This window comes from Ligilactobacillus murinus DSM 20452 = NBRC 14221, from assembly GCF_001591685.1.
GTDB lineage: Bacteria > Bacillota > Bacilli > Lactobacillales > Lactobacillaceae > Ligilactobacillus > Ligilactobacillus murinus.
On sequence record NZ_BCVJ01000001.1, the window covers coordinates 19,142 to 39,425 of the forward strand.

Genomic DNA, 20,284 nt, shown 5'->3' on the forward strand with positions numbered 1-20,284 from the left:
CTATTTAGTAGCTTCTTTTAACGCTGCGATCTGCATTGCTGGATCTTTTGCGTTAAAAACATATGAACCAGCAACTGCAACTGTTGCTCCCGCACAAGCAACTTCTTTGATCGTTTCAGCATTGATCCCACCATCGACTTCGATCTCAAAGTCAAGTCCATGTTCTTTTTTATAAGCTGCCACTTCAGCTACCTTGGCTACTGTTTCAGGGATAAAAGCTTGGCCACCAAAACCTGGATCGACTGTCATGATCAACACTTGATCGACTAGCGGTAAAATCTCAGCTGCTGCCATAACTGGAGTCCCTGGATTTAAAACAACTTCTGCTTTTAGACCACTAGCCTTGATCTGACTCAAGACCCGATGGATATGCGGTGTTGCTTCTAAATGGACCCCAACGATATCAGCACCTGCTTGTTTTAAGTCAGTAATATATTTTTCTGGCTCATCGACCATCATATGACAATCAAAAACCAGCTTTGAATGCTTACGCAAAGCCTTTACTACATTAGCCCCAAACGTTAAGTTATCGACAAAATGTCCATCCATTATGTCAATGTGTAAATACTCAGCTCCTGCCTGTTCTACAACAGAAACATCATCTTTTAAGTTTGCAAAATCTGCACTTAAAATTGAAGGTGCAATTTTCATATTAAATTCCTCCATTATCTATATTTAGGTTTTTGATTTATGATCATATCGTGGAACAACTGATAATTAGCATAGCGACTAGACATGATCTCACCTGACTCTACCGCTGCCTTGACTGCACATTTAGGTTCGTTGATATGCAAACATCCCCTGAATTTACATTCAGCTTGATAAGCTACAAGATCTGGAAAAAGTGCTGGGAGTTGTTCTTTAGTGATCTCTAATAATTCAAAGGATGAAAAACCAGGCGTATCGGCTAATAAGTTATCTCCGATCGGCAAAAGAGAAACTTTACGTGTCGTATGTCGTCCACGACTCAAAGCTTTAGAGATCTCGCCAGTTGCTAACTTCAAAGTTGGCTCTAGCTGATTCAAAAGCGTTGACTTCCCCGCACCAGTTTGTCCCATCACAACGATGACTTGATGATGGAGTTTGGCTAGCATCGTCTTTAACGTCTCTAAGCGAGCTGGCAAGCCTCCCCGATAAACCGGATAAAACTTAGCATAGTAGTTTAAGATCGGATCAAGTTCTGCTTTTTTTTCTTCAGTGAGAAGATCATATTTTGAGAAATACAAAACTGGTGAGACATCATTTGCTTCTAACATCGCTAACTGACGGTCAAGTAAATTACTGGAAAAATCGGGCTGAATACAAGCTGTGACTACAATAGCCGTGTCCAAATTGGCCATTGGTGGTCTGACCAACTGGTTTTTTCGCGGATAGATCTCTAAAATATAGCCTTCATCAGCTTTTTGCGCCTTAAACTCTACCCAATCTCCCACTAGCGGAGTTTGCTTTTTTTTACGAAAATTTCCCCGTGCTCTAGTTCGATACTCTATACCATCAGTAGTAACTACATCATAGTAGCCACTCAAAGATTGTCTTATCTGTCCTTTTGTCAATTACTCTATCACCTTTCATTTCTATTCTACTTCATAATTGTAGGGAATATTTTCATTCTTCCTACCCAAAGTTATCTCTAAAACATCACCTTCATGCAAAGGCGTCCCTACTGCTGGCTCTTGGGCGATCACAAACGTCGCTTTTTTCTTTGAACCTGATGCTTTTTTCACAACTAACTCTAAGCCACATTCCCTTGCGTATTCCTTAGCTTCACTCAAAGTATAGCCAGTTAGATCGATCATTCCCTCAAAGTTTTGTCCTTGGCTGACTGTAAATGTTACTGTTGTTTTTGCAAATGCAACTTTCTTTTTAGGTGAGATCGATTGAGCGATTATTTCACCACTTGCTACACTATCTGAATACTGTTTTTCTTGTTTGACCGTGACCCCTTGAGCTTTCAACTTGCGATTAACATCACTAAAATCACGGCCACGATAATCTCCAAAAGCTTTTTTAGGCAGACCTTTAGATAAGATCAAGTCGATCTTAGTGCGCTGTTTGACTGTGGTTCCCTTACTTGGAGAAGTAAAGGTCACACAGCCTGCATCATAGCGAGCATTATACTGATAAGTCACTTTGCCTAGACTCAAACGTTGACTTTCCAATAGCTGGACAGCTTCTTTTTTATGCATCCCTTTTAGATCAGGGACCGATACATCTTTTGGGAGCGTATAAATAAGCGCCCCTAGAACCACTAATATCGATAAGATCATTAGCATCCAAATTTTCAACCGTTTAGGAGTTTTTTTCACTGCTTTTTTAGGTTCTGGTGTAATTTGTATCGTCTTAGTTAAGTTTTTATCTTCACGAGCTACCTCATCATAAAAATTAGGTAAGATCTTAGTCTCTTCTTCCACATGTGTCCGCGGACGCCACTGTTGCTCAGCTGCTCGTTTTTCATCTAAACAAGTTGCTAGATCAGCTTGCATCTCCTCCACATTTTGATAACGATCAGTGCAGTCTTTAGCCGTAGCATGCAAAACGATATTTTCTAAGGCTTGCGGGATATCTTGCTTAAACGAGCGGGGGGCTGGCATCTGACTGCGATAATGTTTCAATGCGATCGAAACAGCTGTTTCACCATCATATGGAACGCGACCCGTCAACATTTCAAATAAAATGATCCCTAATGAATAAATATCAGATTGTTGAGTTATCATGCTACCACGTGCTTGCTCGGGGGAAATATAATGAACTGATCCCATCAGCGTATTCGTCTTAGTCATGGTTTCTTCGGCTAGGGCGATCGCGATCCCAAAATCAGTTATTTTAACATTTCCCGCTTCATCTAATAAGATATTTTGGGGCTTTAGATCGCGGTGGATGATCCCATGACTATGTGCTTCTTTTACTGCTGATAAGATCTGCTCCATGATCTCGATCACTTTAGTATAGGCCAACGGTTTGTACTTTTCGATATAGCGCTTGAGATCCATCCCTTTAACATATTCCATTACCAAATATTGCATGCCATGATCTTCACCAACATCGAAAATATCAACGATATGTGGATCATCGAGCTCGATCAACGAATTAGCTTCACGTTGAAATCGCCTGACCGCAGCTTTATCGTCGCTTAGATCTAAACGCAAGAGCTTGACTGCCACCTCACGTTCTAAGATCAGATCGTAAGCTAGGTAAACATTAGCCATGCCACCTTCGCCTAAAGAGCGGATGATGCGGTAGCGACCATTGATCGCATAACCGGCTCTCATTTTTCATCGTCCTCCTCATCTGACCAAATTATCAAAACTGTGATATTATCCGAGCCTCCAGCTAAGTTAGCTTGCTCAATTAGTTTTTCAGCTTTTTCTTGCAAAGAAAGCGCTGGTAACTCTAAGATCTGTTTGATCTTTTCATCATCTAACATGTTCGTCAAACCATCCGAACAGAGTAAATACATATCAGTCGGCAATAACTTCAAAATGCACGAATCGATCTTAGCTTGTTTAGAGACACCTAACGTCCGTGTAATAATATTCTTGTGCGGATGATGCTTAGCTTCTTCTTTACTGATCTCACCACGCTTGACCAACTCATTGACATAAGAATGATCTTCTGTGATCTGCTCAAATTTACCTGCATGTAATAAGTATGCTCGACTATCACCGATATTTGAGATCGCGATCTGGTCGTTAAAGATCATCGCACATACAAGTGTCGTTCCCATTCCAGCTAGATCTTGATACTGATCAGCTCGCTTCAAGATACTATTATTTTCAACGATCACTTGATCTTCAAGCCATTTTATCGCTGCTGTTGCATCACTTAATTCTGTCTGTTCAAATAAGTAGCCAAGATGAGAAACTGCCATTTCAGAAGCAACTTCTCCACCTAAATGCCCACCTAAGCCATCTGCCACGATCGCAAAGCTAAAACCAGCTTTATTTTTAAATGTTGCAACGCGGTCTTCATTGACTTGTCGGACTTGGCCCACATCACTCGTATATGCGATCTTCATCTGTTACACCTCAGTTCTTTTAACTAATGTTGCAATATAAAATCCATCCGATAAGTAATCATCAGGATAGATCGTCAAGCCCAGTTCTTTTCGATCTGCTTTGAGCTCAAAGGCCGTTTTTGTTTTGAGCTGCTCAAATTCTGGGTGAGCTTTTAGAAACGCCGAGATAGTTTGTTGATTTTCACTGTCTAAGATCGTACAGGTACTATATGTCAGCGTACCTCCAACTTTTAGTAACGGCGCCACCGCATCTAAAATGCTAACTTGGATCTGGTGAAGGTCTAATGAGTCTTGATATTTTTTCTCATACTTGACCTCAGGCTTACGCCGTAATAGACCGATCCCGGAACAAGGAGCATCTACTAGTATTTTATCAAAACTTGCCTTTGTGAACTCTTCGGACGCCTTGCGTGCATCCAGTTGTAAAGCCCTCACTTGTGCTTTAACATGGGCCCGGAGCGCATTTTGCTCTATCAAAGCCACTTTATGCTTATGGATATCTAGACTAGTGACTTGTCCGGTCTCTAACTGGGCAGCGATCTGTGTGGTTTTTCCACCTGGGGCTGCACAAGCATCTAAAACTTGATCATCTGCCTTGAGCGCCATCGATTCAACTGCCAACATCGCACTTTCATCTTGCACGATCGCTTGACCGGCTTTAAAAGCTTCTGTCGCTGGAATAAAGCCAGTGTTGACTTGCAAAGCTAACGGTGTGACTGAACTTTTAGTCACTTCAAGTTTTTCAGCCTCTAACTGTTCTGTTAACGCCTTAGCTGTCGTCACTTTAGTATTGACACGGACCGTTTGCTTTGGAGCTTGATTGACTGTTTCTAAAATACTTTTAGTTTTGGCTACACCGACCTCTTTTTGCAACTGTTCGACCAACCACCGCGGTGTACTAGTTGCAATGCTCAAAGCTTCGATCGGATCAGCGATCGCATCTAAGCTCGGTAAGCCTTGGCGATCGATCGCATGCAAGATCCCGGTAACAAACTTCCGGACCCCAGCATGCCCCTTAACTTTAGCGATCTCGATCGTTTCATTAAAGATCGCACGTTTAGGAATATTATCCAAATATATCTGTTGATAAAGTGCCGTTAAAAGTAATTGTTTGACCCAACTTTGTAATTTATTTGGTCGTTTGATAAAAGGCTTTAAATAATATTCCAAAGTAAGCTTATGTTGGATCACACCATAGACGATGTTAGTCAATAAATGTGCATCTCGCTTTGACAATTCGTTTTGCTTGATCGTTTGGTTGAGTGCTAAATTTGAGTACGCACCTTGCTTTTCGACTTTTTCAAGCAATTCAACCGCTAAATAACGCGGTGTCTTATTTATCTTCTTTGCCATCTGAAATTACCTTTTGTCCTACTTTTAATCCTTGACCGACACCATTTAAATAATCAGTGATCTTTAATTTAGGTTTACCTGCTGGCTGTAAAATTTTGACACTATAAGTCGTATTTTCAGCAGCAGCTAAGATCAGCTCATGTTTTGAAACTTCAACCACTGTTCCAGCTTCAAACTCAGTTGTTTGCGCTAGTGGTTCGATCTCCCATAACTTAGTTCGCTTGCCTTTAAAATCAGCAAAGTAAGCGCCTGGAGCTGGTCGTAATGCCCGGATCTTCCAATCAAGTTCTTTAGCCGTCAGCTCTAAACTCAAACTCTCTTCTGCTGGTTTGATCGTTGGTGAAAAGACGACTTTTGATTCATCTTGTTCAACTGGTTTGATCTCACCTGCGATCAAATGTGGTAGCATTTCTAGTAAAGTATCGCGCCCTAAGAGGCTCATCTTTTCAAAGATCGAAGCTGTATCATCTTTTGGTCCGATCGGCATCTCTTTTTGAGCTAACATTGCACCAGCATCCATCTGTTTGACCATATAGATGATCGTGACACCTGTCTTATCATCTCCATTCATGATCGCATACTGTACTGGAGCTCCACCACGGTATTTAGGCAATAGTGAGCCGTGAACATTGATCGCACCGATCTTGGCTGCTTGGATCAATTTAGTAGGTAAAAATTGACCAAAAGCGGCTGTAACGATGAGATCTGGTTGTAGTTCGATGATCTCTTGCATCTCAGGACTACCTGAGATCTTTTCTGGTTGCAAAACCTTGATCCCATGTTTTAAAGCCATTTCTTTGACCGGTGAAGCCGTTAAAACTCGTTTACGTCCTGTATAACGATCTGGTTGGGTCACAACGGCTTTTACATCATATCCATTGGTCACTAGACCTTCTAAGATCGGGGCAGCAAATTGTGGCGTTCCCATAAATACTACTGATGTCATTTCACTTATCATCCTCTTTACTTAACATTATAAAAAATTGACAGGTTCACGATCGATCACGACCATGAGCCCTTTTTTCTCACCGCTTTGGCTTTGTAAGAGCAGTTCTTGTAGATACTTTTCCAAAGCGGGCTCTTGTTTATATTTTATCACTAATTGGTAATAAAACCGATTCTTGATCTTTAAGATCGAACTTGGCGTTGGACCTAAAACTAGCGCTTGTGGACTCAAGCATTGAGCGAGTCCTTTTTTGATCGCAAAACTTTCTTTAGCGGCTTCTGCCTCACTTTTAGCACTAACTGTGATCTTGATCGTATAGTAATACGGTGGGTAATTATTCAAATGGCGTAAATTCATCTCGTAAAAGAAAAATTGCTCATAATCTTGCCGACAAGCTAGTTGGATCGCATAATGCTCTGGATTATAAGTCTGAATAACTACTTGGCCAGTCTTATCGGCACGCCCAGCCCGTCCACTTACCTGTGTCAAAAGTTGAAAAGTCCGTTCACTCGAACGATAATCTGGCAAACTCAAAGCTGTATCAGCATTTAAAACACCAACTAAAGTCACATCGGGGAAGTCTAATCCCTTAGCGATCATTTGCGTTCCTAATAAAATATCAGCCTCATGCGCCCCAAATTTAGCTAATAACCGTTCGTGTGCGCCCTTTTTACGGGTCGTATCAACGTCCATCCGCAAGATTTTTGCTTCAGGTAACAACTTTTCTAACTCCTCTTGGACTTTTTGAGTTCCGGTCCCATAGTAACGGATCTTTTGACTATCACAACTTGGACAGCGCTTTGGGATCGCTTCTTCATGACCACAATAATGACACTTCATCGAGTGCGTATCCATGTGTAAAGTCAACGAAACATCACAATTCGGACACTTCAAGACAAAGCCACAATCACGACACAAAACAAATGACGAATACCCCCGTCGATTCAACATCAAGACGACCTGTTCTTTTCTGGCCAAACGTTTAGCGATCTGATCAAGCAGTACCTGCGAAAAATCTGGAGCAGGTGCAGTCTTAACCGCTTCACGCATATCGACCAAAGTGACCTGTGGCAAAGAGCTACCATTGATCCGTTTAGTTAAATTCAATTGTTGATAAACACCCTTTTTTGCGCGCGCTCGTGTCGCTAGATCTGGCGTTGCCGAACCTAAAACTATGGGGCAATTATGATATTTTCCACGCCAAAGCGCTACATCCCGTGCTTGATAACGTGGCATATCTTCTTGTTTATAACTTGTTTCATGCTCTTCATCGATAATGATCAACCCCAGATCATCTAAAGGTGCAAAAATAGCCGAACGCGCACCAACTACGACTTTTGCTTCCTTGCGCTCGATCCGGCGCCATTCATCGTAACGTTCACCGTCTGATAACGCACTATGCAACATCGCAACCTCTTTGCCGAAACGCTCTTTGACTCTTTGGACCATTTGTGGCGTCAATGATATTTCTGGCACGAGCATCAAAGCCGAATGTCCCTGACTTAACGCATGAGCGATCGCTTGAAGATAAACCTCAGTCTTACCACTGCCAGTCACACCTTCCAATAAAAATGTAGTTGCATTTTTAGCTGTTATTGCTTGGTCGATCTGTTCGACCGCTCGCTGTTGTTCAGCCGTTAATTGCTTAGGCGTAGTCGCTTGGAGCGTTTTATCACCATAAGGATCACGATAGCGTTCTTGCTTGGCTAACTTTAGCCATCCTTGCTGAGCCGCTTTTTTTAATTGACTTAGACTGATCTGTAAACTTGCTTGCAGCTTTGTTTGCAAAAACTTTTGGTGCGAATTTTGATATAAAAATTCTAACAACTCCAATTGCTTATGCGCGTTTTTCCGCACTTTAGCTTTGAATTGAGCATAGTTTTTTTCATCAACTAGCGAAGTCACCACTCCGACTAGCTTGGCTTTGGCCCGATCTTTAACATGATAGACAACTTCTAAATGCCCAGCTTGGCGCATTTGTGCCAACTTATTCAATTGTTGGGCCGATAATTTACTTTCATCAAATTCGATCTCTGACTTTCCGGCAAAAAGCGAGTTCAATTCTTGGGGCAATTCATCAGCTGAAAGCAAACGTAAACTCTTGGAATAACTTGCACGCATAGCATTTGGTAACATCACTTGTAGACAACGGATCTTAAAGGAGAATGTCTTTTGGGCTAACCAATCGGCTAATTGCAAAGCTTCATTATTCAAGACCGGAGCTAGATCCATTAAACTTGTAACTTGCTTAGGTGCGATAGTAAGCCCATATTCGTCAGTTAGACCGACGATAAAACCTTGGATCTGGCGTTCTCCCTTACCAAAAGGGACGATCACTCGCATGCCTACCTGAGCTTGAGCTTGTAATGCTTGAGGTAACTCATACGTATATGGGCGATTAGTCTGCATAGCGGGCACATCAACAATAACTTGCGCATAACGTGCCATCAGCACTCACCTCGTAACTGCAAAGCAGAACTCAAGATCAGGTCAGCTAATTGCGTCTTTTTTAGCTTACCAGTAGCTTTAGGCGCGTTTTTTCTTGTCAACAGCCAGGCTTCGTTGTCGTCAGCACCAAAGCCGATATCTTTTCGTGAAACATCATTTGCAACTAAGAGATCTGCATTTTTTTGCTGTAATTTTTTAGTTGCATGGTGCAAAAGATCGGTCGTTTCAGCCGCAAAACCAACTAATATTTGATCACGCTTTAATTCGCCCAATTGCTTTAAAATATCCGGATTTTTTACCAGCTCTAATTGCCATGTTTCAGCATTTTTCTTGATCTTTTGTTCTGCAACTGTTTTAACTCGATAGTCCGCCACTGCTGCTGCCATGATCACAATATCTTGATCGGCATAATGGGTGAGCATCGCTTTTTCTAATTCCGCAGTAGTCTGGACCTCATATGTCGCGACGCCTGCTGGTGGTGTTAGTTTAGTCGGGCCAGTGACCAAGATAACTTCTGCACCTCGCACTAAAGCGCGTTTAGCTAAAGCATATCCCATTTTTCCACTCGAACGGTTGGCGATATATCTGACCGGATCGATCGCTTCTCGGGTCCCACCTGCACTTATCAAAACTTTTTTTCCTTTAAGATCTTGTTCGATATTTTCTACTTCAGCGATCCAAGCATAGATAGCTTCTGGATCAGGCATCCGACCTTTACCAGTATAACCTTCAGCTAATAGGCCTGTCACTGGTTCTAAAATTGCAACCCCATCGTCTTGTAACCGTGCAATATTGCGCTTGGTCGCTGGATCGCTCCACATTTTATCATTCATAGCGGGAACAACATATTTAGGCGCTGCCGTCGCTAATAGGGCAGTCGTTACAAAGTCGTCAGCTATCCCATTGGCCATCTTAGCGATCACATTAGCTGTAGCCGGTACTACCACAGCTAGATCAGTCCAATCAGCTAACTCGATATGTGGCACAGGTGAATCATTTTCAAAGAGATCTGTATAAACTTCTTGATGGGTCAAACCCTTAAATGTCAGTGGTGTAACAAAAGCTTGAGCCGCTTTAGTCATTGCGACTTTGACCTTTGCCCCTTGTTTAATAAAGAGTCGCGCCAAAATGGCTGCTTTATAGGCTGCGATCCCACCGCTTACATAGATCGCTACATGTTTTTCCTTCAAAAAATCAGCCCCTTTAATTATCTATCCATATTTTAGCATATTCCTCAAAATTAATATTTTTAGTTGTTCAAAAAAAATGAGACCAAGGTCAACCTCAGTCTCACTCTGCTATATTAGCCTTCTTCACCTTCAGATTTGATCTTAAGGTCACCGGCAACGATTTCTTCTAAAGCTCGGCCAACACTTTTTACCGATTCATATTCGCTTAACATTGGATGTGCACCAGCATCAAGTTCGTGTGCACGCTTAGATGCAAGCATGATCAAAGAGTAACGTGAATCGACACGTTCTAAAAGTTCATCCACTGATGGGTATAAAATCATTGAATATTCTCAACTATATGAATGTGAACAAGTCAAAATAACTTGTGAAGAATATAGTCTCTTCCTTTCCTAGATTTATTGCGCTATTGCCTCACATTTAAACTTCTTAGCTCTCGACTCAAAGCGGTCAGTCGACCCCTAATTGTTTCTTATAATCAGGCAAGAAACGTTTAACACGCCAACGTTCAGCCCGAATGATAGTTTTGATCTTTTCTGCTGCTTTAGTAACTTCATCGTTTACGACCGCGTAATCGTAATTTTGCATCATTTCGATCTCATCTTTTGCCTTTTCCATACGCTTATCGATCGTTTCTAGATCATCAGTCCCACGATTGATGATCCGTTGGCGAAGTTCCATCAGATCAGGTGGCGTCAAGAAGATGAACAAGCCGTCTGAAACTTTTTCACGTACTTGCATCGCACCTTTGACTTCGATCTCCAAAAAGACATCTTTCCCCGCATCGAGCATCTCATTAACGTATTTTAATGGTGTTCCATAATAATTGTCAACATATTGAGCATATTCCAACATGCCTCCATCGGCGATCTCTTTTTCAAACTCCTCTTTTGAAACGAAGTAGTAATCTTTACCATTAACTTCGCCTGGTCGCATTTGTCTAGTCGTCATTGAGATCGAATAGTCAAAGTTGTTTCCTTCTTGTGAAAAGATCTCCTTTCGCACAGTACCCTTCCCCACACCAGAAGGACCTGAAAGGACGATCAACATTCCTCTTTTAGCCATGCGCTTTATAACTCCTCAATTTATAAGTTTATATACCATTGTGCACTTTTTTAAGGCTTTTTTCAAGTCGTCATGTCCATTTTTGCAGATTTTAATTAAATTTTCTCAAAAAAATCTAGGGCTTTTCATGTCATGAGCGATCCCCTAATCAAGAACCACTTATTGTACATAGGACACTACGTTGTAAAATGTCTATTTTCCTTCTAAGCTATATCAATATATTTTTATCCAAAGTTTCTCTTGATTTATCGAACAGACGTTCATATAATATAGATATCAAACAAATGTTCTAGGAGGATATTTACCATGACACTTAAAAAATTCTTCAGCCCTGAAAATTTGAGCAAATTTACTAAAAATCTCCATACTAAAGCACAATCATTCTTTGAACTCGAACAAACAACGCCTCCCCCACGTACAACCGATTTTGCAAGTATTCCACCAAAGCAACTTGCACTTTTCTTACAACAAGCGATCCGTTCGCAAAAAACAGCTACTCTCACTTTAGCACTAAAGGATGGCACGACTGAAACACTCAGCGGGAAACTAGATTCGATCAAAAACCGTTTTGACGCTGTAACTCTCAAGATATCAGACAAACAGACCCGGGTCGTCTTCACCAAAGATATCGTTCATCTCGGTTTAGAACGTTTCTCTGTCAAAGACGTCACACTTCATCATCCAGTCCTCATCAGTAAATAACAAAAAACCTGTCGTAAAAATGACAGGTTTTTTAACTAATATTTTAGCTTAATAAAGCTCTAGGTATTGATCACGTTCCCATTGGGATACTTCTTGGCGATATGCCTCCCACTCTAAACGTTTAGCTTCAATAAAGTTGTTGTATAGGTGTGGCCCCATCGCATTGATGATCACTTCATCAGTCCGTAAGGCTTTTAGCGCATTATGCAAGGTCGATGGTAGATCCTCGATCCCATTAGCTTTGCGCTCTTCTTCGCCCATAACATAAATGTTACGGTCAACTGGTTTTGGGGGTTCGATCTTATTCTTCAAACCATCTAACCCAGCAGCTAAGACAGCAGCTACCGCAAGATATGGATTAGCTGATGGATCAACACTGCGTAATTCGACCCGGGTAGATAAACCACGAGCGATCGGTACACGGATCAACGGTGAACGGTTATGACCAGACCAAGCTACGTAAACTGGAGCTTCGTATCCTGGAACTAAACGCTTATAAGAGTTGACCGTTGGATTCATAACAGCAGTATAATTACGCGCATGCTTGATCAATCCACCCAAGAAATAGCGCGCTTCTTGAGAAAGTTGCTCTTCAGCATTTTCATCAAAGAAAACATTGCCTTTTTCATTGAAAAGTGACATATTCAAGTGCATCCCTGATCCATTGATCCGATCAAGTGGTTTTGGCATAAATGTTGCATGTAGACCATATTTTCTAGCTACAGTTTTAACAACTAGTTTGAATGTTTGGATATTATCACAGGCATGTAGTGCATCTGCGTACTTAAAATCAACTTCATGTTGACCAGGAGCAACTTCATGGTGTGAAGCTTCAACATCAAAGCCCATCTTTTCTAATTCCAATACGATATCACGTCGACAATTTTCGCCGAGGTCGACTGGAGCAAGGTCAAAATAACTTCCCTTGTCATTTAGATGTGTGGTTGGTTTACCTGTTTCAGGATCTAATTTGAATAAGAAAAATTCTGGTTCAGGCCCAATGTTGAAGTCAGTAAAACCTAATTCTTTCATTTCGTCCAAAATGCGGATCAAATTATTTCTTGGATCCCCATAAAATGGTGTTCGATCAGCATTATAAACTTCACAGATCAAACGTGCAACTTTTCCGTGTTCACTTTCCCACGGAAAGATCAACCATGTTGATAGATCCGGGTAAAGCCACATATCGCTTTCTTCGATCCGTACAAAGCCATCGATCGAAGAACCATCAAACATCATCTTATTATCTAATACTTTGTCAAGTTGGCTGATCGGAACTTCCACGTTTTTGATCGTACCGTAGAGATCAGTGAACATCAAGCGCAAAAATTGCACATGTTCATCTTTTGCCAATTTACGAATTTCATCTTTGGTGTAGCTAGGTTTTGCCATACTGATTGCTCCTTGTAATTTGATTAGAGACCGTTATTTCGGAAAGAAAATTGATTTTGCTTGCTCAAACCGCTGACAGCAACGAATTCATCGCGTAAGATCCGTCTAACATCGGCATCCGTCAGTGATTTTTCACGTTTAGCTTGGCGTTTTGCCTCTTCTTGGGCGCGCTCAGCATAGATCTGTTTGATCCCAGCCATGTTGATACCCTCAGCTAAATAATCTTTGACTTCTAATAATTTATCAATATTGTTCAACGAATACATCCGACGATTACCTTCATTTCGTTCAGGTATGACCAATCCCTGTTCCTCATAATAGCGGATCTGCCGTGCAGTTAGATCAGTAAGTTTCATGACCGTCCCGATCGGCAAAACAGCCAATGAGCGACGTAACTCTTTTTCCTTCATAACATCCTCCTTTGGATCACTCCATTATCATAGCAACTCTAAATTATATTGTCAATCACTTATGTTACATTTTATAACATAGAATGATAGATATTTATTTTTTTAATAAAAAAGTCGAGTATAAACCCGACTTTTTGACTGCTCAATCTTTATAAAATGCTTCTTTAGCGGCTGCCGTGACGGCTAATTTAACATGTGCGTAAGATAGACCACCTTGAATGTAGAGACAATATGGTTCACGCAAAGGACCGTCAGAGGAAAGTTCGATCGTTGATCCTTCTGTGAAACTCCCAGAAGCCATAATAACTTGATCTTCATAGCCATCCATATAACTTGGCACTGGATCAACAAAAGCATTCATTGGTGAATTATGCTGGATCGCAGCACAGAACTTGATCATCGGTTCTGGCTTTCCAAATGTGACCGTTTGAACGAGGTCTGTTCGCGGTGCATCCCATTTAGGCGAAACCTCCATTCCAAGTTCTTCTAATAAGGCCGCCGTATAGATCGCACCTTTGATCGCCTCTCCTGTTGTATGTGGTGCCATAAAGACTCCTTGATAGAAATCACGTAGATATCCCCAAGTTGGCCCTTCAGCCTTACCTAAACCAGGAGCATAAAGTTGCGCAGCTGCCTGCGCCACTAAGTCTTTACGTCCAACGATAAAGGCACCACCCTTAGCGATCCCCGCACCAGCATTTTTGAATAACGAACCCGCCATCAGATCTGCCCCGTAAAATGTCGGTTCTGTTGGTTCTGAAAATTCACCATAACAATTATCGATGAAGACCACCGCATTTGGAGCATATTGTTTTACAAATTCGATCATTTCTTTAACTTCATCAACAACGAAACTGTCGCGGGTCGCATAACCACGTGAACGTTGGATTGCGACCATCTTGATCGACTTATCATTTTGTAATTTTTCTTTGACCGCATCATAGTCAACTTTGCCTTGCTCATTTAATGGAGTGTAATCAAAATTGATATCATATTCTTTGAGAGTTTTAGGATTATCGCCTACAACACCGATAACTTGTTGGATCGTATCATACGGCATCCCCGTCATATAATAAAGAGTATCTTTAGGACGTAAAACACCGTAAAAAGCAGTTGCGATCGCATGTGTCCCCGAGATAAGTTGTGGTCGAACTAAAGCGTCATCGACTTTAAAATAGTCAGCAAAGATCGCTTCAAGTTTTTCACGTCCCATATCATCAAAACCATACCCCGTTGAACCAACCAGATCTTCTTCAGCGACCCGGTGCTTTCTAAATAAGCTCAACAAACGTTGTTGATTGTAGAGCACTTGTTCATCGATCTTTTGCAAATGACCACTGATCTTTTCATCAACTTTTGCCACCTTTGCGATCAGATCTTCTGGTAAGTTTTGTTTCCATGAATTTAACATTGAAAATCCTCCGTTATTTTGCGAGCCAGTCCGTAACTAACTCAATAATTTTTTCTTTTTGTGCTGGATGTTGTACGATATCAAACCAATTAACATCCATTTTATTGCGAAACCATGTCAATTGCCGTTTGGCATAGCGTCGTGAATTTTGTTTGACTGCTAAGACAGCCTCTTCAAGTGTGATCTTATCCTCAAAATATGGGTAAAATTCTTTATATCCGATCCCTTTTCCCGGGGGTAATTGGACCCCGCCTTTTTCATAGAGAAAACGGGCTTCTGCCAACAAGCCCTGCTCTAACATCAGATCGACTCGTTGATTGATCCGTTCGTATAGTAAAGCCCGCTCTGTTGTCAAACCAATGATCAAGGCATCGTAAGCCAAACTTTTTTGGTCAGCTTGACTGGAAAACAGATTTCCAGTTTTTTCATAGACTTCTAAAGCCCGCACGACCCGTTGTTCATTTTGAAATGGGATCTTTGCAGCTGCCTTAGGGTCGATCTGAGCTAATTTTTCCCATAACTTTTTTTGCCCATGTTCAGCTGCAAAAGCATGCCATTTGTTACGTGTAATCTCAGCTTGAGCATAACTATCTTGACCCAGCTTAAAATCATTTAATAACGCATGAAGATAAAAACCAGTTCCCCCGGCTAAGATCGGCAATTTATCTTCTTTAGCGATCATTTGGGCATCTTGTTTACACTGCGCAATAAAATCAGCTACAGAAAAGCGCTGATCGATTTCATTTATATCAAGCATATAATGCTTGATGCCCTGCATTTCTGCGGGTGTTACTTTAGCTGTCCCAATGTCTAGACCGCGATAGATCTGCATCGAATCCCCCGAGATGACCTCACCATTGAATTTTTGGGCTAATTCAACAGCTAATGCCGTTTTCCCCACTGCAGTTGGCCCCACGATCAATAGTAGCTTTTGTGCCATTATCTTTCCTTTCTACAAGACTAATTATTCACATGATTAATACTATCATATTTTTTAGCCAAAAGAGTTAAATACTGGATATTTTTTGGCTAATCATTCATAATAGGAGTAGTAATTCAAAAAGGAGGAATCCCCTATGAAGACATTTGGTAAGGGCTTCTTAGTTGGCACGTTAACTGCTTTTAGTGCAGTTGCAGGTTGTGTTTATGCATTCAAGAAGACTGTAGTTGAACCGATCGAAGAACGCGAAGCCGTGTTGGATCAACACCGTCGTCGTGCATTGCGCAAACGCCGTTCTTCCCATCAAGGATAATAGATAAGCTACCCGCTCCATTTTTTGAGAGCGGGTATTTTTATTTACTTTATTACGTCCTGATGATATCATAATGATATCGTAATGCTAAAATATTTTTTAAGTGAGGATCTTTATGGACAAAGATGAAATGACGACCTTCTTATTTCGGTTGCCAGCTTCATTAAAAGAAAAACTAAGTAAGAAGGCTAAAGAAGAAAATAAAAGTGTCAATGCAACATTGCAATCGATCGTTGATGAATCCTTAACTAAACCCACTAGTTCTGAGTCCTTGGAGAAACGAATGTTTTTAGGCAAACGCGTTTCGGCTAGGCAATTTGATGAACTTGATGGTCTAGTCAAAGTTGATGGCATCTATTATCGCTACTTGATCGAAAGTAACCAACCTTTAAAACTCGGTCACGACTACATCATCATCGAAGCAGTGGGGAATATCTTAACTTTACGACCACTTAATAATAAAGAGGAGTGAATCATTATGTTTGGTATCAAGATCGTTCGCCAAAACTGTAAGGGACTCGTTGAGACCTTAGGCAAATATTCACGTTCAGTTGATGCTGGCTTACAATTCTATGTTCCTGTTTTTCAAAAGATCCGGACAGTCGAATTGGCTATGCATCCACTGCGTCTACAAAAATATTCTGTTATCACGCAAGATAATGCCGAGATCGAGGCAAGCGTCACTTTGAACTACCACGTTACTGATGCTAAAAAATACACTTATGAAAACTCTGACTCTGTAGAATCTATGGCTCAATTAGTTCGCGGTCATCTACGCGACATCATCGGACGAATGGATCTAAACGCAGCGTTAGGTTCGACCTCTAAGATCAACGCTGAGCTCGCACATGCGATCGGGGATCTGACAAATATTTATGGGATCAATGTCGATCGAGTCAACATCGATGAATTGACCCCTTCAAAAGAGATCCAAAAAGCTATGGATAAACAGTTGACCGCCGACCGCGAACGGGTAGCTGCGATCGCTCGAGCCGAAGGGGAAGCCCGCAACATCAAATTAACGACCGATGCTAAAAATAAAGCCTTAGTTGAAACTGCACAGGCTCAAGCCCAAGCGACAAAAACACGGGCTGACGCTGAAAGTTACCGGATCACCAAGATCCAAGAAGCTTTAAAAAATGTTGATGATAATTACTTCAAAGATCAAAGTATCACTGCTTTTACCAACCTCGCTGAATCAGATACTAATCTAGTCGTACTTTCGAAAGAAGATATTACCGAACTAGGACAAGTACCTGTTATTAAAAAAATGTTAGACCAGTAATGTTTCCTAACATATTAAAACCGCTATGATGTATTTTGGCATCATAGCGGTTTTTTAGCTGCTAGGAGTTAGGCATTTTTGATATTTTGAAGGCCAAATAAAGCCTTACAGCTATATTTTTACAAAAATATGGGCGACAACTTTAGCGCTATCACCCATACCTACTAAATTTTTTTAGTTTTTTTCTTACCATCCCATTTAGAGTAGCCACCCTTTAAAATGTAGATGTCGTTAAATCCTTCTTTTTTCAAACGAGCTGCGATCCGGATCGGCATTGCTTTAGTCGTATCATAAAGGTAAACCGGTGCATCTTTACGCAATGCGTTTTCATAAAGCTTGAATTGTGCAAACGGCATATTTCTTGCCCCTAAAATATGTGAGCGCCCAAACTCGGCACTATCTCGTAGATCGATAACTTGTCCTTTACGTAGACCTTGTTTGAACTCATCGCTTTCAACGATATGAGCAACTTTTTTGCCCCGATACCACCAATATAATTGTGTACCAAGCATCCATAATAAGATAATGACCAAAACAAGGTCGATCCAAAGCCATGCTGAAATTTCACCCAATACTAAATTCATCAAAAAACCTCCTAGACTAAAACAGTCTCACCTAAAAGCGAGACTGTTTAATTGATCAATACGTTTATTTAAATTCCAAAGCTAAAGAAGCAGCCCCGATAACCCCTGCAGAGTTACCTAGTTGTGCTAATTTTAGTTTTGTCGTATTCCGGATCGTTGGGAATGCAAATTGCTTAAAGTAAGCTTCAACTTGATCCAATAAGAAATCACCTGCAGCTGACACACCGCCACCGATAACAACATATTCTGGATGTAAAATACTACTGATGTTAGCACTTGCCAACCCTAAGTAATAACAAACACGATCAACAACACGTTTAGCCAAGATATCATCTTGTTTAGCTAGGTCAAAGACCATCTTTGAGCTGATCTCTTCACCATTGTCTAAAGCACGCTTCAATTCAGAATCGCCTGCAAATTCTTCAGCCATATCACGGGCTACCCGGACAACACCAGTAGCTGAAGCATAAGTTTCTAAACAACCTTTGTTACCACATGTGCAAAGGTAGCCATCAGGTTGAACGTTGATATGGCCAACTTCACCCGCTGCGCCTAAACCGTGCAACAAGTTGCCATCAGCGATCAAACCGCCACCAACACCGGTACCTAAAGTGATAAATGCAACGTTAGCAGCATTTTCACCCGCACCTTTCCAACGTTCACCTAAAGCAGCAACGTTAGCATCGTTATCAAGTGCAAACTTGATACCTGTGCCTTTTTCGATCTCAGCTTTAACATTTTGAACTGTCTTCCAGTTTAAGTTGTAAGCCCCAACGACTGTGCCCGCTGCACGATCAACGGTCCCTGGGGTCCCCATCCCAATACCGATAAATTGGTCTGGTGTCATTTCATATAAATTCAAGTGATGGTTGATCGATTCAATGATATCAGGTACGATATGCGAACCTTCATCTAAAATGTTAGTCTCAATACTCCATTTTTGTTGGATCTCACCATCTGCGGTTAAAATTGCAAATTTGATCGTTGTCCCACCAAGGTCAACGCCGATAAGTTTCTTGTCCATACTAATATCTCCTCAAATCTAAATATCTTTAGCTACTTCATATTGTTCCTCAATGCGGTGTTCCCGCGTCAAGACTAGTTTGGCACTCAAAAAGACTTGTTTATCGATCGCATCAGCTTTATATAAATTGTCCAGCTCGATCGCCATCAATTCGATATCCCAAAGCCTTTTACCAACATACACAAAGATCCCAAAATGCTTCAAAAGCTGTTGAACATCATATAACGTCTTCATGAAAACCTCTCCCTCAAAATTATACTGGATATTGCCAGTGATTGAAACCGGTTTGCAACAATAATCCATATACAACTACTAGAGCAACAACACTAATGATCCGTTTTATCCTTGGAATAGATCCTATATTAGGTACCCCAACTGCATAAGAAGCCAGGAAACCAGCTAAGAGTCCACCTAAGTGTCCCCAAATATCTATACCTCCCGCAAAGAGGTCAAATCCAAGATTAAGTACGATCAAAACTAAAAATTGCCGTGAGATCATTCTGATATACTGGTTATGTCTAAATGATTCTCCCAACATCAAATAGGCGCCAAAAAGACCAAACAGCGAAGTACTTGCCCCTGCTGAAATGTTGCTTGAGAGCGCAAAACTCAAAATGTTGCCTCCCACGCCACTTATTAAATATAAGGCTAAAAAACGCCATTTGCCGAATAGCTGTTCTAGCTGTACTCCCAGAAAATACAATGTCAATAGATTTAAGGCCAAATGCTCTAATCCGATATGAATAAACATCGGTGTGAACAAGCGCCAAAGCTCACCTTGAATGATCAAAGGGTTATATTTAGCCCCCCAAGCGATCAAGTTGACTACATTTTGACTCCCGCCACTTAGGGTCATTCCAATAAACACTAAAAGATTGACAGCGATCAGTCCGTAAGTAACGATCGGCTTTTTGCGAAAGCTGTTCATAACTGGTCCCCCAATTTAGTCTGGTTTATCCTATTTTAGCACAAACCACAGCTGAGGTCTTGCCTTTATGCAACCGGTTCATCAAACTTTCAAAAAAAAACAACAGGGTTTTAAACCTGTTGTTATTTTGTTTCACGATGTAAAGTAACCTTGTGATCGCGTGGGCAGTACTTCTTAAGTTCAAGACGATCTGGGTTATTACGCTTGTTTTTGTTTGTCAAATATGTTTGTTCATGACATTCTGTACATTCTAATGTAATATTTACACGCATGTTCTA

General features: G+C 41.1%; 23 protein-coding genes. 4 read left to right on the plus strand and 19 right to left on the minus strand.

All coding sequences use genetic code 11. The features are described 5' to 3' along the window. The 10 genes from rpe to gmk all read right to left on the minus strand — a co-directional run bounded on the left by rpe (position 1) and on the right by gmk (position 11,017). Positions 1-651: a ribulose-phosphate 3-epimerase gene (rpe, locus tag LMU01S_RS00100; protein ID WP_056959514.1), complete on the minus strand. Its 651-nt coding sequence runs from the start codon at positions 649-651 to the stop codon at positions 1-3. 14 nt (positions 652-665) lie between these two features. Beyond that, a complete protein-coding gene (gene rsgA / locus LMU01S_RS00105; RefSeq protein WP_004047390.1) occupies positions 666-1,553 on the minus strand; it encodes a ribosome small subunit-dependent GTPase A in 888 nt (295 codons plus the stop codon). A 21-nt stretch (positions 1,554-1,574) separates the two neighbouring features. Then, positions 1,575-3,269 (minus strand): Stk1 family PASTA domain-containing Ser/Thr kinase, encoded by a 1,695-nt coding sequence (gene pknB / locus LMU01S_RS00110; protein ID WP_056959513.1) that lies wholly within the window; start codon positions 3,267-3,269, stop codon positions 1,575-1,577. Beyond that, a complete protein-coding gene (locus tag LMU01S_RS00115) occupies positions 3,266-4,015 on the minus strand; it encodes a Stp1/IreP family PP2C-type Ser/Thr phosphatase (protein WP_056959511.1) in 750 nt (249 codons plus the stop codon). Before LMU01S_RS00115 ends, pknB begins: the two co-directional genes overlap by 4 nt. A 3-nt stretch (positions 4,016-4,018) precedes the next feature. Further along, entirely contained in the window at positions 4,019-5,368 is a 1,350-nt protein-coding gene (gene rsmB, locus LMU01S_RS00120; protein ID WP_056959509.1) for a 16S rRNA (cytosine(967)-C(5))-methyltransferase RsmB, read from the minus strand. Then, positions 5,349-6,314 carry a methionyl-tRNA formyltransferase gene (fmt, locus tag LMU01S_RS00125; RefSeq protein WP_056959507.1) on the minus strand — a complete coding sequence of 322 codons (966 nt, stop codon included), beginning with the start codon at positions 6,312-6,314 and terminating at the stop codon, positions 5,349-5,351. The genes rsmB and fmt overlap by 20 nt, the downstream gene beginning before the upstream one ends. 27 nt (positions 6,315-6,341) lie before the next feature. Then, the gene (priA, locus tag LMU01S_RS00130) at positions 6,342-8,762 is read right to left on the minus strand and encodes a primosomal protein N' (protein WP_056959505.1); all 2,421 of its coding nucleotides are present in this window, start codon (positions 8,760-8,762) and stop codon (positions 6,342-6,344) included. Next, on the minus strand, positions 8,762-9,952 hold the full coding sequence (gene coaBC / locus LMU01S_RS00135; protein ID WP_056959503.1) for a bifunctional phosphopantothenoylcysteine decarboxylase/phosphopantothenate--cysteine ligase CoaBC: 1,191 nt from the start codon (positions 9,950-9,952) through the stop codon (positions 8,762-8,764). Before coaBC ends, priA begins: the two co-directional genes overlap by 1 nt. 113 nt (positions 9,953-10,065) lie before the next feature. Further along, complete coding sequence (rpoZ, locus tag LMU01S_RS00140; RefSeq protein WP_004047376.1) at positions 10,066-10,275, minus strand: DNA-directed RNA polymerase subunit omega; 210 nt, start codon at positions 10,273-10,275, stop codon at positions 10,066-10,068. Between the two features lie 127 nt (positions 10,276-10,402). Continuing rightward, the gene (gmk, locus tag LMU01S_RS00145; RefSeq protein WP_004047375.1) at positions 10,403-11,017 is read right to left on the minus strand and encodes a guanylate kinase; all 615 of its coding nucleotides are present in this window, start codon (positions 11,015-11,017) and stop codon (positions 10,403-10,405) included. A gap of 306 nt (positions 11,018-11,323) precedes the next feature. Between gmk and LMU01S_RS00150 the strand changes: the two genes are divergently transcribed. Next, positions 11,324-11,719 carry a hypothetical protein gene (locus LMU01S_RS00150; RefSeq protein ID WP_056959501.1) on the plus strand — a complete coding sequence of 132 codons (396 nt, stop codon included), beginning with the start codon at positions 11,324-11,326 and terminating at the stop codon, positions 11,717-11,719. Positions 11,720-11,767: 48 nt separating this feature from the next. Here LMU01S_RS00150 and glnA read toward each other — a convergent pair whose 3' ends face one another. The 4 genes from glnA to miaA form a co-directional block, all read right to left on the minus strand. Next, positions 11,768-13,111 carry a type I glutamate--ammonia ligase gene (glnA, locus tag LMU01S_RS00155; protein ID WP_004047371.1) on the minus strand — a complete coding sequence of 448 codons (1,344 nt, stop codon included), beginning with the start codon at positions 13,109-13,111 and terminating at the stop codon, positions 11,768-11,770. A 23-nt stretch (positions 13,112-13,134) separates the two neighbouring features. Beyond that, positions 13,135-13,521 (minus strand): MerR family transcriptional regulator, encoded by a 387-nt coding sequence (locus tag LMU01S_RS00160; protein WP_004047369.1) that lies wholly within the window; start codon positions 13,519-13,521, stop codon positions 13,135-13,137. A gap of 142 nt (positions 13,522-13,663) precedes the next feature. Beyond that, positions 13,664-14,932: a methionine gamma-lyase family protein gene (locus tag LMU01S_RS00165; protein WP_056959499.1), complete on the minus strand. Its 1,269-nt coding sequence runs from the start codon at positions 14,930-14,932 to the stop codon at positions 13,664-13,666. Positions 14,933-14,945: 13 nt separating this feature from the next. Beyond that, positions 14,946-15,872: a tRNA (adenosine(37)-N6)-dimethylallyltransferase MiaA gene (gene miaA, locus LMU01S_RS00170; protein ID WP_056959497.1), complete on the minus strand. Its 927-nt coding sequence runs from the start codon at positions 15,870-15,872 to the stop codon at positions 14,946-14,948. A 136-nt stretch (positions 15,873-16,008) separates the two neighbouring features. On the opposite strand from miaA, the gene LMU01S_RS10195 reads away from it, so the two are divergent. From LMU01S_RS10195 to LMU01S_RS00180, 3 genes are all read left to right on the plus strand, one after another. Beyond that, a complete protein-coding gene (locus LMU01S_RS10195) occupies positions 16,009-16,185 on the plus strand; it encodes a DUF3042 family protein (RefSeq protein ID WP_004047366.1) in 177 nt (58 codons plus the stop codon). Positions 16,186-16,300: 115 nt separating this feature from the next. Then, positions 16,301-16,657 carry an Arc family DNA-binding protein gene (locus LMU01S_RS00175; protein ID WP_004047365.1) on the plus strand — a complete coding sequence of 119 codons (357 nt, stop codon included), beginning with the start codon at positions 16,301-16,303 and terminating at the stop codon, positions 16,655-16,657. A gap of 6 nt (positions 16,658-16,663) precedes the next feature. Then, positions 16,664-17,470 (plus strand): SPFH domain-containing protein, encoded by an 807-nt coding sequence (locus LMU01S_RS00180; protein WP_056959495.1) that lies wholly within the window; start codon positions 16,664-16,666, stop codon positions 17,468-17,470. A 164-nt stretch (positions 17,471-17,634) separates the two neighbouring features. Here the strand turns inward: LMU01S_RS00180 and LMU01S_RS00185 are convergent, their stop codons facing one another. The 5 genes from LMU01S_RS00185 to rpmG form a co-directional block, all read right to left on the minus strand. Then, positions 17,635-18,054 carry a rhodanese-like domain-containing protein gene (locus LMU01S_RS00185; RefSeq protein WP_004047361.1) on the minus strand — a complete coding sequence of 140 codons (420 nt, stop codon included), beginning with the start codon at positions 18,052-18,054 and terminating at the stop codon, positions 17,635-17,637. 64 nt (positions 18,055-18,118) lie between these two features. Further along, positions 18,119-19,078: an ROK family glucokinase gene (locus LMU01S_RS00190; protein ID WP_004047358.1), complete on the minus strand. Its 960-nt coding sequence runs from the start codon at positions 19,076-19,078 to the stop codon at positions 18,119-18,121. Positions 19,079-19,096: 18 nt separating this feature from the next. Next, positions 19,097-19,312 (minus strand): YqgQ family protein, encoded by a 216-nt coding sequence (locus LMU01S_RS00195; protein ID WP_056959493.1) that lies wholly within the window; start codon positions 19,310-19,312, stop codon positions 19,097-19,099. 19 nt (positions 19,313-19,331) lie between these two features. Continuing rightward, the gene (locus tag LMU01S_RS00200) at positions 19,332-20,006 is read right to left on the minus strand and encodes a rhomboid family intramembrane serine protease (protein ID WP_056959491.1); all 675 of its coding nucleotides are present in this window, start codon (positions 20,004-20,006) and stop codon (positions 19,332-19,334) included. A 122-nt stretch (positions 20,007-20,128) separates the two neighbouring features. Then, positions 20,129-20,278 carry a 50S ribosomal protein L33 gene (rpmG, locus tag LMU01S_RS00205; protein ID WP_004047352.1) on the minus strand — a complete coding sequence of 50 codons (150 nt, stop codon included), beginning with the start codon at positions 20,276-20,278 and terminating at the stop codon, positions 20,129-20,131. Positions 20,279-20,284: the final 6 nt, after the last annotated feature.